13 protein-coding genes and 2 pseudogenes are annotated in these 13,869 nt (G+C 68.5%); 6 read left to right on the plus strand and 9 right to left on the minus strand.

Annotated elements, in window-relative coordinates; genetic code table 11:
* Positions 1-31: 31 nt before the first annotated feature.
* Positions 32-952: pseudogene (locus tag SAVERM_RS39240) on the minus strand (Mu transposase domain-containing protein); the annotation flags it as partial.
* On the opposite strand from SAVERM_RS39240, the gene SAVERM_RS42135 reads away from it, so the two are divergent.
* Entirely contained in the window at positions 945-1,391 is a 447-nt protein-coding gene (locus tag SAVERM_RS42135; protein ID WP_062804687.1) for a hypothetical protein, read from the plus strand. The pseudogene SAVERM_RS39240 and the gene SAVERM_RS42135 sit on opposite strands and share 8 nt — an antisense overlap.
* Before the next feature lie 198 nt (positions 1,392-1,589).
* On the opposite strand, the pseudogene SAVERM_RS39245 reads toward SAVERM_RS42135, so the two are convergent.
* Positions 1,590-1,865 (minus strand): annotated as a pseudogene (locus SAVERM_RS39245) (transposase); the annotation flags it as partial.
* Positions 1,866-2,087: 222 nt separating this feature from the next.
* On the opposite strand from SAVERM_RS39245, the gene SAVERM_RS01925 reads away from it, so the two are divergent.
* Positions 2,088-2,714, plus strand: a complete 627-nt coding sequence (locus tag SAVERM_RS01925; RefSeq protein WP_010981728.1) for a TetR/AcrR family transcriptional regulator — start codon at positions 2,088-2,090, stop codon at positions 2,712-2,714.
* 115 nt (positions 2,715-2,829) lie between these two features.
* Here SAVERM_RS01925 and SAVERM_RS01930 read toward each other — a convergent pair whose 3' ends face one another.
* From SAVERM_RS01930 to SAVERM_RS01955, 6 genes are all read right to left on the minus strand, one after another.
* Positions 2,830-4,179, minus strand: a complete 1,350-nt coding sequence (locus SAVERM_RS01930) for a ferredoxin reductase family protein (protein ID WP_010981729.1) — start codon at positions 4,177-4,179, stop codon at positions 2,830-2,832.
* A 206-nt stretch (positions 4,180-4,385) separates the two neighbouring features.
* Positions 4,386-4,730, minus strand: a complete 345-nt coding sequence (locus SAVERM_RS01935; RefSeq protein WP_037653034.1) for a DoxX family protein — start codon at positions 4,728-4,730, stop codon at positions 4,386-4,388.
* A gap of 120 nt (positions 4,731-4,850) precedes the next feature.
* Entirely contained in the window at positions 4,851-5,120 is a 270-nt protein-coding gene (locus tag SAVERM_RS42980; protein ID WP_037653036.1) for a hypothetical protein, read from the minus strand.
* Positions 5,117-6,694: an FAD-dependent oxidoreductase gene (locus tag SAVERM_RS01945; protein WP_010981732.1), complete on the minus strand. Its 1,578-nt coding sequence runs from the start codon at positions 6,692-6,694 to the stop codon at positions 5,117-5,119. Before SAVERM_RS01945 ends, SAVERM_RS42980 begins: the two co-directional genes overlap by 4 nt.
* Positions 6,691-7,596, minus strand: coding sequence for an alpha/beta fold hydrolase (locus SAVERM_RS01950; protein WP_010981733.1), 906 nt, complete (start codon positions 7,594-7,596; stop codon positions 6,691-6,693). Before SAVERM_RS01950 ends, SAVERM_RS01945 begins: the two co-directional genes overlap by 4 nt.
* Positions 7,597-7,615: 19 nt before the next feature.
* Complete coding sequence (locus SAVERM_RS01955) at positions 7,616-8,449, minus strand: alpha/beta fold hydrolase (protein ID WP_010981734.1); 834 nt, start codon at positions 8,447-8,449, stop codon at positions 7,616-7,618.
* A 1-nt stretch (position 8,450) separates the two neighbouring features.
* Here SAVERM_RS01955 and SAVERM_RS39250 point away from each other — a divergent pair, with 1 nt between their 5' ends.
* Together SAVERM_RS39250 and SAVERM_RS01960 are read left to right on the plus strand one after the other, a co-directional pair.
* Positions 8,451-8,693, plus strand: coding sequence for a hypothetical protein (locus tag SAVERM_RS39250; RefSeq protein ID WP_197586325.1), 243 nt, complete (start codon positions 8,451-8,453; stop codon positions 8,691-8,693).
* Positions 8,694-8,734: 41 nt separating this feature from the next.
* On the plus strand, positions 8,735-9,751 hold the full coding sequence (locus tag SAVERM_RS01960) for an alpha/beta hydrolase (RefSeq protein WP_010981735.1): 1,017 nt from the start codon (positions 8,735-8,737) through the stop codon (positions 9,749-9,751).
* A 299-nt stretch (positions 9,752-10,050) separates the two neighbouring features.
* On the opposite strand, the gene SAVERM_RS01965 is transcribed toward SAVERM_RS01960, so the two are convergent.
* Positions 10,051-11,289, minus strand: a complete 1,239-nt coding sequence (locus SAVERM_RS01965) for an IS256 family transposase (RefSeq protein ID WP_010981736.1) — start codon at positions 11,287-11,289, stop codon at positions 10,051-10,053.
* Positions 11,290-11,687: 398 nt separating this feature from the next.
* On the opposite strand from SAVERM_RS01965, the gene SAVERM_RS45710 reads away from it, so the two are divergent.
* Positions 11,688-12,974: a transposase gene (locus SAVERM_RS45710; RefSeq protein ID WP_370628492.1), complete on the plus strand. Its 1,287-nt coding sequence runs from the start codon at positions 11,688-11,690 to the stop codon at positions 12,972-12,974.
* Positions 12,971-13,453: an SRPBCC family protein gene (locus tag SAVERM_RS39260; RefSeq protein WP_159029057.1), complete on the plus strand. Its 483-nt coding sequence runs from the start codon at positions 12,971-12,973 to the stop codon at positions 13,451-13,453. Before SAVERM_RS45710 ends, SAVERM_RS39260 begins: the two co-directional genes overlap by 4 nt.
* Positions 13,454-13,869: the final 416 nt, after the last annotated feature.

The following is a 13,869-nucleotide window of genomic DNA, read 5'->3' on the forward strand; positions in this document are numbered from 1 at the left end:
CCCTCGGATGGACGGCGAGCATCGTCTGACCGTCCCGGTCGGCGATGGTGGAGTGCAGTGTGACCTGGGACTTCGTCGCCCGGACCTCGACCAGCTGGCGAGGGCGGATCTTGCGGGCGGGGACCGAGTAGAGGTTCGCGTCGAAGGCGACCAGGCAGTCTTTGCCGACATGCCGCAGATGCCGCTGCGTGACCAGATACGGAGTTGTCGGCAGCGGCCGTAGAGCCGTGTGATCGCGCACGGCCCGGTGCCCGATGACCTCGCCGTGGGTGCCATGGACCTTCGCTCGCCGCAGTGGCACCCAGGCGGCGAAGGCCGCGTTGATCTCCTCGATGGAGGAAAAAGCCCGCCCGGCGAGCACATGGTCCCGGACGATGCCGACCTGGCGCTCGACCCGTCCTTTGCCCTGGGGCCGGTAGGCGGCCAGCACGTCGACGTCGAAGTCGTAATGCCCCGCGAAGGCGACCGCTTCCGGGTGCAGCGGGACCGCCTCACCGGGAGCAACGTGCCGGCGCACGACCGTCTTGGTGCGGTCGTAGACGATGCTCATCGGCACCCCGCCGAAGTGCGCGAACGCCAGCCGGTGACAGTCGAAGAACGTCGCCAGATCCTGGCCGGTGGTGAAGCAGCAGAACGGATCACGCGAATAGGCCCCGGTCCTGAACGCCTGGGCAGCCGAGGGGATCACGGACCTCCGGGAGATCACCAGCAGCCACATCACCGCCGTCCTCGATGGGACCGAAGCCGCCCGCCGGCATTCGGTCCACCCCCCGCTCCGGTCGCTCTTTCGCGCGCTGCGCCGCGAACGCAAGATCTTCCGCGACCCCGCCCGCCACATCACCCTGACCACCGCTCCACGGCTCCCGGCCCCGCTGCCGAGCGACACCCTCAAGGGTCTCCTGACCCGCGTCGAGGACGCCCGAAGCCAGCTGATCATCGCCCTCGTGGCCATCCACGCCCTCACGCACGAAGACCTGCCGCGCCTGCTCCTGGACGACCTCGACCGAGCCCGGGGACGACTGCGCGTCCGCCGCCCCGGACGCGCCGACCACTACATCTACCTCGAAGAGATCACCACCGCCCTGGCCACCGCCTGGCTGCGGCAGCCCCATCACAGCTGGCCACGGACCACGAACCCGCACCTCCTCGTGAGCCGCATCTCTGCCACCGATCCCACCAAGCCGATGCTCAGCACCGAGGTCACCAAGACCGTGTTCGAACGCGCCGGCCTCCCCGCGCGCCGACTGCGCGAGGACCGCATCTACGACGAAGCCCGCCATACAGCCGACCCGGTCCACCTGATGCGGCTGTTCGGCCTGGGCAAGGCCACAGCCATGAAGTACGTCACGGCCACCCACCCAGACAAGCGCCCGGACCCGATCGCCCCTTGAACGGTGAGGCGGACGGCCCCACCCCGTCAGTGCGCGCTTGGCCGGCGGCCTGAGGATGGTGGCTGCCGCAGGCGGCCGTGGGCGCTGTGCCGAAGCGCGATAGTTGTCACCAGCCGCCCTGGCGGATCTTGACGCGCTGGGCTGTCCGCTGCCGGACACGGCGGCAAGGGTTCGCAGTCGCGGACGGTGCTGAGCTGGTAGGCCGCGCTCGCGCAGGGAGCGCAGGAACTGAGTCCAGAACACCTGGGTCTCGCTGTCGCCGACCATCATTCCCAGCACCTCGCGGCCGCCGTCCTCGGTGATCCCGGTGGCGATCACCACCGCCCGCGACACGATCTGGTGCTCGACACGGGCTATGCAGCAGGTCGCGTCCAGGTACACGTACGGGAACCGGACATGCTTCAAATGGCGGCTGCGGAATGCAGTGAGCTGACAGTCCAGGTCCTGGCAGACCCGCGAGACCTCGCTCTTGGAACATCAGTCCTTGGCGTTCACCCGCCCGCCGTCGAACTCCATAGGAGCGGTCACCGGTGGGTGGATCGAAGGGGGCGCCGCCACTCCATGCCCAACCGGCGATCTCCAAAATGGATACGGTGTTGCTGTTATGGTTCTAGCCGAGGAGGTGGGCGTTCAGTGGCACCAGCTGGTCCTATGCGAGCGGCCACGGCATCGGCTCGGGGCCCGGGGCGTCCGCCCGTGCCGCTGGAGCGCATCGTCTCCACCGCACTGCAGATCGTGGACGATGAAGGGGCCGACGCTCTCTCGATGCGGACGCTGGCCCAGCGCCTGGGCTCGGGCACGGCGACGCTGTACCGGCATTTCGACAACCGGGCAGCGCTGGTCGCCCATGTCGTGGACCGCATGTTCGGCGCCGTGGAACTGAATGGCGACGAACTCCTCGCGATGGGCTGGCAGCAAGCGCTGCGGACGGTCGCGCATACCATGTTCGAGGCACTGGCCCGGCACCGGAACGCGGCGCGCCTGCTGGTCGAAGAGATACCCCTGGGGCCGAACGCCATGGCGCTGCGGGAGCACTGTGTCGCGGCGCTGCTCGACAGCGGCTTCCCGCCGCGACTGGCCGCGCACGCGTTTGCCACCCTCTCCCGCTACGTCCTCGGATTCGCCATACAGGTCAACGGTCATGGCGGCGGCGGGCAACTCGCGGACGCACAAGTGTCCGCCGTCTTCCAGAGTGTCGATCCAGCCTTGTTCCCGGCCACGGTTACCGTCGCCGGGTCGATGCCCGTTCCGATCGAGGACGAGTTCTCCTTCGGACTCGAACTCCTTCTCAGCGGGCTCGCCCACCTGCGCGACGACGCCTGACCAGCCAGGACGATGCGAACCTGAGCCGCCCGCCTACGGGGTCATCTCGGCCGGCATGGAGCGTCGCCACAGTTGCTGGTGCTAGAGCGCGTGATCTCGTGTGGTCGGCGGCTCGTCAGCGGAAGGCGAAGTGCTCGGCGTGGAGATGCTGGCGGGGGACGCCCTGGCGGTGGAGGCCGCGGGTGAGGTTTTCGATCATTGAGGCGGGGCCGCAGAGGAAGACGTGCGTGTCGGGGGTGATCGGTCCGGCCTCGGCCTGGATTCTTTCGGCGGTCAGACGGCCGTGGCTGCGGCTGAACGTCGGGTGGAGCCGGAACTCGGGGCGGTGTGCTGCCGCTGCGGTGAGTTCCGAGAGGAACGGTGCGTCTTCGGCGGTGGCGGCGCAGTAGAAGAGGTCGGTTTGGGCCGGCTCCGCACCGGGGTGGGTGAGCCAGCCGAGGAAGGGCGCGATACCGATGCCGCCCGCGATCCATATCTGCCGGGGTCCGCCGAGGGTGTGGTCGAACATGCCGTAAGGACCCTTGAGGGTTGCGGGGTGTCCTTCGCTCACGTCCGTGTAGAGGCCGCGTGTACCGCGGCCCAGGGCCCGGATGGTGAGGCGTACCGAGCCGTCGGCCTGCGTTCCGGCGACGCTGAAGGGGTGTTCGTGCCAGCCGCCGACCCGCAGGTAGACGAACTGGCCTCCGGTCACGGGAAGCGCCGTCTTGCCGGTGGGCGTGAGGGTGAGGTCGAGGATGTCGGGTGTCGGCCGCTCGACGCGGTGGATGGTGTAGTCCGCCCGGGGTTCCCTGTGCCGTAGCACCAGTTCGTCGTAGGCGTAGGCGGTCATGCCGACGGTGGCCATGGTGACGTAGATCGCCAGGAGGGGCGTGGATCCGTTGATGATGAGATCGAGGAACCAGCCGTGCAACAGCGCCGACAGGAGCAGCAGGCCGGTGAGGCGGTGCAGGAACAGCCAGCGCTCGTAGGGCAGTCGGAGGATGCGGCCGACCTGGCCGAGTGAGATGAGGACGAGCAGCAGCAGGCCGATGGCGGAGACGGCACCGAGGAGATGGCCCATCCCTACCGACGCGGTCCGGTGGGCGTAGCCGTACTGGCTCCCGTCGAAACCGGAGAAAAAGTGGAGGAGCAGGTGGGGGGTGAGCAGGAGTATGGACCATACGGCGTACCGCTTGTGCTGGCGGTACATGCGGTCCAGGCCGCCGAACCACTGCTCCAGCCACATCAGGCGGGTGGCCAGCACCAGGGTGCAGGACATCAGGTAGGCGGACAGGACGCCGGCGAACTCGCCGACGAAATAGACAGCGCTGAGGCCCTCGGGCCTGAGCCAGTCCCAGGCCAGGTAGAGCATGACCGCTCCGGTCGTGACCGACAGGGGTCCGACGTGGCGCTTCTTCAGGCGCGGGTCCAGGGGGGCGCGCGCGATCCGGACAGCGTAGATCGCTATCACGATCAGGACGGGCATCGTCTACCCCCCGGGGGTCGGCACTGTGGACGGAGGGGCGCTGGTGAAGTCGGGCGGACCGTTCGGTCGCGGCTTGAGCGCCATCAGGCCCAGGTGGCCGCGGTTCCTGCCACTCTAATACTGGCTACACTGTAGCCGTTTATCTGCTTTCAGGGCGACTGCTGGCGCTGCCCATCCGTGGAGGCGTGGACTCGATCGGCAGCGCTTCAGGCGAACAAGGCCGCGAGGTATGACGCGACAAGCACCGCGCACACGGCGGCGGGCACGAGTTTGGCAACCGGGTCGCCCTGGCGCAGGTGCACGACCACAGCTCCGGCAAGCAGCAGGAGAAGCCCGGCCCCCGCGAGGCCGCCGAGCGGCGGCACGGCGAGGCCGAGCACCACGCCGGCGACTCCTGCCAGTTGCAGCACGCCGATGCGGCGGTAAGCGGCGACGGAGAAGCCGGTCTCGGCGGCCAGCTCACGTGCCTTCGGCAATGCGAGTGTGTTGAGCACTCCGCTTGCCCCGAAGATCAGGGCGATGAGGCAGGCGAGGGTGATGGTCAGGATCATGAGGGTACTTCCAGGGTGTCGGCGTCGTGGCGGCGTTACGAGGCTGTTATGGGATGGGTCGGGCACGGTCGAGTTGCCGCCGGGCGCATCGCTCGGCGACCAGACGGGCGATTTGGTCGATCAGGTCGGGGCTTGTCGCCGACCGTCCATTCCTGCGCGCAGCGTGCCCCGCCCCCGGCCCGGAGCCGGGGAGTTCCTCCTGCTCGCTGGCCGTGACGTCGGCTCCGCCCCGCAGATCGCGCTCGGGATGGTGCTCCAGGGCGTCGCGCAACAGCCGTCCAGCGCGGGCTGGCTGATGACGATGCGCTCGGAGAAGTCGACGACCTCGGCGTCCGGCCGGTGCGGCGTCATCGTGATGACGTGCGCCCCGCGCAGCAGGGTGCGGCTCATGCAAGGGGGTAGGTGTGGCTCGGCTGGGACATGGTGCGGGTCTTTGCCTGCGGCGCCATTGCCCGCACGGCCGCTTGTGTGGTGGTGAGGAAATCCCGAGTGGCGATGTGCCCGAGGTAGCCGTCGGGACGGATCAGCAGCAGTGTGTCGCCAGTCAGGCCGTAGGCACTCTGCAGCGTGTTCTTGGGGTCGGAGAAGGCGCGGCCGCCGCCCGCGGCCGATCCGACGGTCAGCCGCTTCAACTGGGCGCCCGTCGTCGGCCAGTCGAGGAGTTCGAGGTCCCGGGCGGCGCCGGGGCCGTAGGCGATGGCGGTGAAGTGCGGTCCCTGGAAGAGGTTGAACAGGCGGGTCTCGGCGCCGTCGGCGCCGAGCAGTTGGGCGTCCGGGGCGCGGTCACCCACGTGCAGCGTGCCGGTGCGCATGCCGTCGGGGGCGAGCGGGCCGCCGTAGTAGGTCAGGGAGAGCTGCTGCTCGTCCTTGCCGCGCTTCATGCTGGAGGGGTCGAGCTTGGCGATGCCGCCCCACTTCTCCGTAGACAGGCCCAGGACCCCGGCGGCGATCGGCTGCCGCTCGGCCTCGTAGGTCTCCAGCAAAGCCGGGTCGGCTCCGGCGAGGACCTGGCCGAGCTTCCAGCCGAGGTTGTAGCCGTCCTGCATACCGGTGTTCAGACCCTGGGCACCGGCCGGCGTGTGGACGTGCGCGGCGTCGCCGACGAGGAAGACACGTCCGCGGCCGTAGTGCTCCGCGAGACGGATGTTGGGCCGGAACACGGACTTCCAGTGGATCTCGTGCAGCTGGATGTGCCGGTTGCGGGTGTGGGAGTGGATCCGGTCGATGATGGCGCCGATCTCCTGGGGCGGCTTCTCGTCGGGCGTGAGCCGGATCATCCACTGGAACATGTCGCTGTCGGGGATGGGGCAGGCGCCGATGAGCTTGCCGCCGAGGCCGGGCCACATGTGCCACCGGTTGCGGGCCAGGCCACTGACCGAGGCGTCCACGATCAGCACGCGGTCGGACTCGTCCGTCGTCCCCACGAAACCGATGTCGAGCTGCTTGCGCACCGCACTGGAGCCGCCGTCGGCCCCCACGGCGTAGCGGGCGACGATCTCCTCGACCCCGTCCGCGCCCACCACCTTGGCGACCACCGTGTCCTCGTCCTGCGTCAGCTCGGTCAGCTCCTTGCCGAACTCGACCTCGCGGCCGAGCTCACTGAGCCGGGCGTGCAGGGCGCGGTCCGTGCGGAACTGCGGGATCAGCCAGGTGTTCGGGTACGGGACGTCCGGGGTTGCCTCTTTGTGGGGGAACATCTTCCACGGCACACCGATGGGTCCTGCATGGAGCCCGAGCTTGGGATAGGTGTCTCCGCCGGCCAGCACGTCGTCGAGAGCGCCGAGGTCTTCGAGGACTTCGAGGCTGCGGGGCTGGATGCCCTTGGCGCGCGAGCCGTCGAAAGCGTGGGGGGACCTGTCGACGATCCGGACGTCGAGGCCGCGGCGTACGAGGTCGATCGCCAAGGCGGAGCCCGAGGGGCCGGCACCGATGATCAGTACGTCGATGGCCTGCGGGTTGTTCATGAGTCGAGCCTTTCGGTGCGTGCGGACACGAACGGGACGAGCTGATCGGCGACGTCGCGAGGCCGTTCATAGGGGGCCATATGCCCGCATTTGTTAATTACGTGATGTTTCTGGGGCTTCAGCAGAGCGCGCGCTGTGTCGAACTGCGTCAGCGGCGTGACGTCGTCCTCGTCGCCCCACAGCAGCAGCGTCGGAATACCCAGGGCCCCCGTCCGCCGGAAGAGGTCGTCACGGCCGGTGAAAGGCAGGTGCTGCAGCGTGTCGAAGACCGCGTACAGCGAGCCCTCGAAGCGGAAGGCGTCGAGGACCATCTCGGTCAGTTTCCCGCCGAGCTCGGGGTCGCGGACGTTGTGCCCCAGGTGTCCTTGAAGTATCTGTCGGCCGCGCCGCCGGGCGATGAGGTCGGCCAGCCAGTCGTTGCGCAGCAGTCGGTGGGGGGAGGTCAGCTGAGGTTTCGCAAGACCGGCAGGGCCCACAATGGTGAGCGTGGACAGCGATGAGCGGTACTGGGCGGCGTACGTCATGCTGACCAGCGCGCCCATGGAGGTGCCGACCAGGTGCAGGGGCCGCGCCGTCAGGCCGAGCCGGTCCGTCAGTTCGGCCAGCTGTCGCGTGAACAGCGTCTCGTCGTATCGCGCCTGTACCCGGTCGGAGTAGCCGCGGCCGTAGGCGCTGCAGGTCAGCGTGCGCAGCCCGCGGGCGTGCAGCTCGCTGACGAGGCCGTCCCAGTAGAACAGCGGGATGGTCAGACCGCCCGCCATCAGGACCACTTCTCCGTCCTCGGGCCCCGTCAACTCGTAGTGGGTGACGCCGTCGGACAGCTCGATGAAACTGCCGCGCAGCGCCTTGCGCGAGTCGGCGGTGAGCTTGCGGTCCTCGACCGAGGCGACGAAGTACTTCATGGAACGGGCCTCCTTGCCCTCAGTTCGCGGGTGTGTCGGCGCAGGAGCCGAGGAACGTCGCGATCGCGTCCGCGACCCACTCCGGTTCCTCCTCCGGCAGCAGATGTCCGCCGTGGGGGTGGACGAGCTCCTGGGCGCCGGGGATGTCGCGGGCGAAGTGCTGGCCGTCGATGCTCGCGCTGCGCAGCACCAGCGTGGGCACCGTGATGCGGGGGATCTGCGCGCTGCGGTCCGGCTGGTCGGTGTTGCAGAAGTCGACGAAGGCCGAGCGGTTACCGGGGCGGCTCATGAGCTGATGGGCGCGGTCCACCATGGCGTCGTCCACGATCTGCGAAGACGGCCCGACGCTCTCGCGCAGGCTGCGCTCGATGGCTCCGCGCGGCATCACCCGCCTCAGCAGGGGCCGCACCAGCGGGTTGCGGGTCAGGCGCATTCCCGCGGGCACCGTCTTCTCCGGGTAGCCGGTGGCATTGACCAGTACCAGGCCGGTCAGCCGCTCCGGATGATCCAGCGCAACGTTCCAGGCGATGTTGCCGCCCAGGGAATTACCGGCCAACGCGTAGCACGGCACGCCCAGCGCCTCCAGGAAGCCCGTCACCGTCGCGGCGTACGCCGGAACGCGGTAGTCGCGGTCCGGGCGCGGGCCCGTCAGCCCGAACGCCGGCAGGTCGGAACGGATGACATCGAACGACTCCGACAGCAGATCCGTCGCGCGGTCGAAGTGCTGCAGGGACGAGGCACTGCCGTGCAGCAGCACGAGAGCCGGGCCATGCCCAGCACGCTTGTAGTGGATCCGCAGGCCGTCCACCACGACGAACCGGGAGTCGGGCTGGGGTTCAGACCAGGTACTCATAATGGATACACTGTTACCGATAAGGTGGACGTGTCAAGCGGAAGCCGTTGTCGCGGGCGCGGCGCTCTGCCTCGGCCGACTCCTGCGCGACAGCCCTGAACGCGACGACGCCGAAGTGGCCGACCAGGTCGCCGAGGATCTGCTGCGGATGTTCGGCCTTCCCGGCAACGAGGCCCACGAGATCTGCCGGCAGCCACTGCCCGACCTGGAGACCGCGGCCGACCGGCAAGGCGCCACCGCTTGAAGCCGAGAACCGCGACCATCCGAACGAAAGGTGCGCAGTACATGACACTCCGACGCGTCCTCAGCGGACTGAGCGCCGCAGCAACCCTCGGCGCTGCTGCGGCGATCAGCACACGTCGCCGCGCTCTGGCGGCAGTCCCCCACGAGCTGCGGCACCCAGTGCTCTTCCTTCCGCTGAACTTCGGCAACCCGGTCACTCTGGCCATCGCTCGCCGCCTCGTGCCCTTGGTGGGAGCCGCCACCAGGCCCGGCGTCCGCGTCGAGCGGCGCACGCTGCCGGCCACGACCGACGACCTCCCCGTCGGGGTGCTCACCTACCAGGCATCAGGCCAAGCGCCGCGCGCAGCGCTGCTTTGGATCCACGGCGGAGGAACCGTCATGGGTGCCGCTCGGCAGGAGAACACCTGGTGCAGCCGCGTTGCCGACGAACTCGGCGCTCTGGTCGTCAGCGTCGACTACCGCCTCGCACCCGAAAATCCGTACCCCGCAGCTTTGGACGATTGCTTCAGGACGCTCCGCTGGCTTCACGCCAACGCCGCCGCCCTCGGCGTCGATCCCGCCCGCATCGCCGTCGGCGGCGAAAGCGCCGGAGGCGGACTCGCCGCCGCCGTAGTCCAGCGCGCCCACGATTCAGGAGTGCCGGTCCGGTTCCAACTCCTCCTCTACCCCATGCTCGACGACCGCACGGCTCTACGCGTCGACCCTCCCAACAGCGCCATCTATACGTGGACCCCGGACTCCAACCGCTTCGCCTGGACCTCCTACCTCGGCCGCCCGCCACAGGACCGCGACGATCGCCCCTATATTGCGGCGGCAAGGCGTAGGAACCTCGACGGGCTGCCGCCCGCGTGGATCGGTGTGGGCGACATCGACCTGTTCCACGACGAAGATGTTGACTACGCCCGACGCCTGAGCGAGGCCGGCGTCGCCTGCGAGCTGCGGCTCGAATCAGGTATGTACCACGGTGCTGATGCCTTGCTCGACGGCAAAGCACCTTCAATGACCGCTTTCCGCACTGCCGCCCTCGACGCTCTGCGAACTGCCCTGGCAAAGCCCTGACCGCCCCGGACATGCCAAACCAGCCTCGGCGACCAGGCCAGCTCGGTCAGTCGCGAGCAGGAAGGGCGCGGCCAACGCCTTCTCGGCACCCCGTGCGCTCGAACACGCGCGCCGTCGAACCAGTCATCGCATGCCGCTCGAAGCTGATCTTCGACGAACAGCAGGTGACAGAAAGGCTGAGCACTGGCCACAGGTGACAAGTAGCGTGCCCTGATGGTGACAACCATCGTGCTTGAGGTCCAGCGGTCACGTCCGCTGGAGTGGTGTATTGACGGCCACTCGGTGATCTCGTTTTGAGGCTATGCGGTGAGTTCGGTGGGCAGTTCGGTCTCGTCGGTTTCTGACTCGATCGGGTGGAGGCGGGCCTTGGCGAGGAGCTCGCGGCCCATGTAGCGGCGGGCCTCGGTCCACTCGTCGTTCTGCTCGGCCAGCACCGCGCCGACCAGGCGGATCAGGGCGGTGCGGTCGGGGAAGATGCCGACCACGTCGGTGCGGCGGCGGATCTCCTTGTTCAGGCGTTCTTGTGGGTTGTTGGACCAGATCTGCCGCCAGATCTCACGTGGGAACGCGGTGAACGCCAGCAGGTCGTGCTGAGCGGCAACCAAGTGGGCGGCGGCCTTGGGAAACTTGGCCTCCAGGGCGTCCAGCACGTGGCGCATCTGGGCCTGGACGGCGTCGGTGTCGGGCTGTTCGAAGACGGTCCGCAGCAGCGTGGCCACCCACGGCTGGGCGGACTTGGGGACCTGGCTCAGCAAATTTCGGGCGTAATGCGTGCGGCATCGCTGCCAGGATGCTCCGGGCAGGACGGCGCCGATCGCGGCGACCAGACCGGTGTGGGCGTCGGAGACGACGAGCTGGACACCTTTCAGGCCGCGGGCGGTCAGGGAGCGCAGGAAGGCGAGCCAGCCGGCGCCGTCCTCGGCGGTGGCAACGTCGATGCCGAGGATCTCGCGGTGCCCGTCGGCGTTGACCCCGACCGCGATCAGCGCGTGGACGTTGATGATACGGCCGCCCTCGCGGACCTTCTGGGTCAGGGCGTCCACCCGGACGAACGCGTAAGGGCCTTGGTCCAGGGGCCGGTTGCGGAACTCGGCGACCCGCTCGTCCAGGTGCTTGGCCATCGCGCTGACCTGGGACTTCGACAGCTGGGTGACGCCGAGGGATTCGGCGAGTTTCTCGACTCTGCGAGTGGAGACGCCGAGCAGGTAGGCGGTGGCGACCACCGAGATGAGGGCCTGTTCGGCCCGTCGGCGTCGTTCCAGGAGCCAGTGCGGGAAGTAGCTGCCCTGGCGCAGCTTGGGGACGGCGAGTTCGACGGTGCCGGCGCGGGTGTCCCACTCGCGTGGGCGGTAGCCGTTGCGGTGGTTGACGCGTTCGTCGCTGACCTGCCCGTATTCGGCGTTGCAGAGGGCGTCGGCCTCCGCGGACATGAGCGCGTCGGCGAACGTCTTGACCATCGCGCGCAGCAGGTCGGGACTCGCCGCGGCGAGGTTGTCTTCCGCGAGGGCATGCAGGGGCAGACTGTCGGGTGCGGTCATCGTGCTGATCTCCTTCGAGGCTTCGACACTTCGAAGATCAGCCGGTGGCCGTTCATCTATGCGGGCCTCATCCCGACGCCGGAGCAAACCCCCGGATCAGGTCGAACCCGTACACCACTTCCCTGGACGCAACCGGTAGGTGAAGACCAGGGGAGGGTGCGATGGCCGTCGCTGTCAGTGTGCTCGGGGCGGGGCAGGCCGCCAGGGCAAGGCCAACCTGATGCGCTTCCGCCGGGGTTGGTACGACTGTCTGTCCCGACGGGCGGATGCGTTGTTCGAGCTGACCGACGCCCTGCCGGCAGCCGGTCCGGTCATTTCCCTGCCCTACCTGTCGCTCGACGGGCTGCACCGGCGTGGTCACGGCAGCACCTATGCGGCCCTGGCCGACGGCTGCGTGGATGCCGAAGCGGCACGTGCGCTGTTGGCCGGCTCGCTGCCCCGCGTCATGTCCGGTCTTCGGGGTGGACGTGAGCGTGTGGGTCCGCAGCGACGCGGAGTGCTCACCCGGACGCGGCTACTACTACCACCCCTCCAGGCACTCGGCGGGACAGCCGATCGTGGCTGGCTGGGCTTACTCCTGGCTCGTCGGCCTGGAGTTGAAGACGAACTCGTGGACCGCTCCGGTCGATGCCAGGCGCCTGGTCCCGGGCGAGAACCCGAACACGGTCGCCGCCCGCCAGATCCGCGGCCTGCTGCAACAGAGTCCTGAACTGTGCCTGCAGGCACCGCTGTTCGTGTTCGACGACGGCTATGACTCCGTCCGTCCGGCCCTCGAGCTCACCGCCGTTCCGGCCCAGATCCTTGTCCGGGTCCGGTCCGACCGGTCCTTCTACGCCGACCCGCCGCCCCGGCGCAGGACGGCTGCCGGACGGCCGCGCCGCCACGGCGCGAAATTCGCCTGCCCCGACCCCACCACCTGGCCGGCCCCCGGACGCCGTCCACACGTGCACGGACGAGCAGTACGGAGCAGTGACCGTGCAGATGTGGCACCGCCTGCACGCCAAGACCCAGCAGCACGACGGCCACGGCAGCCGCGGCCCCGCCCCATCATCCCCGGCACCCTGGTCCGGCTCACCGTCGACCGGCTGCCCGGCCGGAACCGAGCACCGAAGACCTTGTGGCTGTGGTGGACAGAACCACCCGGCCATACCCCCGATCCGGACCTGCTCTGGCGGGCCTACACCCGCCGCTTCGACGTCGAACACACCTTCCGCTTCGCCCGCCAGACTCTGAACTGGACCCTGCCCCGGCCCCGCACCCCTGAGCAGGCCGACAGGTGGACCTGGCTGGTCATCGCCGCCTACACCCAACTTCGCCTCGCCCGAACCCTGGTGGCCGACCACCGACTGCCCTGGGAGAAACCACTGCCGCCAGCTCGGCTCACACCCGGCCGTGTCCGCCGACGATTTCGTCACGTTCAAGCAGTAGTGGGAACACCAGCCAACCCGCCACAACCCTGCGGACGCTCCGCAGGCCGTCCACCGGCGAGGGCCCGCACCCCGCCACCCCGCAGTCAAAACAGCCGCAAGACCCGCGACTCACCCCCCGCAGGGATAAAAGCGAAGCTTAGACACTCCCGCCGACGGGACGCGCGCTCGTGGTTGGCAGAGCGGAATAAATCCAGGCCGAGAGGTGGTTGCCGGGTCGAAGCATTCAGCCTGCAACGTTCCATGGAGCCACCGTGATACGCATCGAGGTCACCCAGCCTGTCAATGACTCAACTCAGCCAGATCAACACCGTCTTGACCGCGACGGGCTGTGGGCCGGTCTGCTCAGCAAAGCCGAGAACGCCGTCCCATTCGTCGCTGGCATGACGGAGTGCACTGTGCTGGAACGCACGGACGAGAGCCTGGTACGCGAGGTGGTCGTGCGTGGTGAGCGAATCCGTGAGGATGTCGCCTTCCAGCAAGGGCAGCGTGTCAGTTTTCACCGTGAGGATGACCGCGCCACCTGGATGATCCACAACGAGATCGGTGAGGACGAATCCGGCGCCCTCACCCTGACCTTCGCCAGCGAGATTCTGTTCCATGGCCAGGGTGCCGAAGTGGAACAGGACAGCGAGGCCATCGCGGGCATGCGCGCGAGCACGCTCCAGACCGTACGGAACACCCTGGACGTCATCCGGCGTTCGGCAGCAGCTGGTTCCACGGGAGCAGCCGCATAAACGTAGTTCCATGCTTCACGGGTGGGTCGGTCAGGTCTGTGGCCAGCGTGGATGGGTCACTTCGATGCCGAGGAGGTCGAGTAGATGGACCTGGACGCCGCGGGTGATTACCACGGTTGGCGGGTCGGTGGCAGTGCCGGTCCCGCAGCCAGAGTTCACCGAGGTGGCAGAGGATCATCCGGCCGGTCGGCCGTGCACGCCGGTTGTCGGGATACAGCCCGGGCATGGTCTGGTCATGGCTCAGCGCGCGCCGGACCTGGCGCTCGATCAGGCAGAACACCAGCAGGGCCACGCAGATCACCTGGATGAGTGCGGCGACGCGGCCGTTGTGCTGGACGAAGACCGGGGTGACGGCGAGAGGGCCTTTGAAGTCGCTGTTGAACCGCCGACTTGTATGGGGGTAGCGGGACGCGGTC

The sequence above is a fragment of the Streptomyces avermitilis MA-4680 = NBRC 14893 genome (assembly GCF_000009765.2).
Classification (GTDB): Bacteria; Actinomycetota; Actinomycetes; order Streptomycetales; family Streptomycetaceae; genus Streptomyces; species Streptomyces avermitilis.

Excerpts from the sequence above, each read along its gene's own strand:
- SAVERM_RS01950 (WP_010981733.1), bottom strand. The coding sequence starts at position 7,596 with ATGAAGTACTTCGTCGCCTCGGTCGAGGACCGCAAGCTCACCGCCGAC.
- SAVERM_RS45710 (WP_370628492.1), top strand. The coding sequence starts at position 11,688 with ATGCCGAAGCGGCACGTGCGCTGTTGGCCGGCTCGCTGCCCCGCGTCA.
- SAVERM_RS39250 (WP_197586325.1), top strand. The coding sequence starts at position 8,451 with ATGGATACACTGTTACCGATAAGGTGGACGTGTCAAGCGGAAGCCGTT.
- SAVERM_RS01935 (WP_037653034.1), bottom strand. The coding sequence starts at position 4,730 with ATGATCCTGACCATCACCCTCGCCTGCCTCATCGCCCTGATCTTCGGG.
- SAVERM_RS01930 (WP_010981729.1), bottom strand. The coding sequence starts at position 4,179 with ATGCCCGTCCTGATCGTGATAGCGATCTACGCTGTCCGGATCGCGCGC.
- SAVERM_RS01965 (WP_010981736.1), bottom strand. The coding sequence starts at position 11,289 with ATGACCGCACCCGACAGTCTGCCCCTGCATGCCCTCGCGGAAGACAAC.
- SAVERM_RS01960 (WP_010981735.1), top strand. The coding sequence starts at position 8,735 with ATGACACTCCGACGCGTCCTCAGCGGACTGAGCGCCGCAGCAACCCTC.
- SAVERM_RS01955 (WP_010981734.1), bottom strand. The coding sequence starts at position 8,449 with ATGAGTACCTGGTCTGAACCCCAGCCCGACTCCCGGTTCGTCGTGGTG.
- SAVERM_RS42980 (WP_037653036.1), bottom strand. The coding sequence starts at position 5,120 with ATGAGCCGCACCCTGCTGCGCGGGGCGCACGTCATCACGATGACGCCG.
- SAVERM_RS01945 (WP_010981732.1), bottom strand. The coding sequence starts at position 6,694 with ATGAACAACCCGCAGGCCATCGACGTACTGATCATCGGTGCCGGCCCC.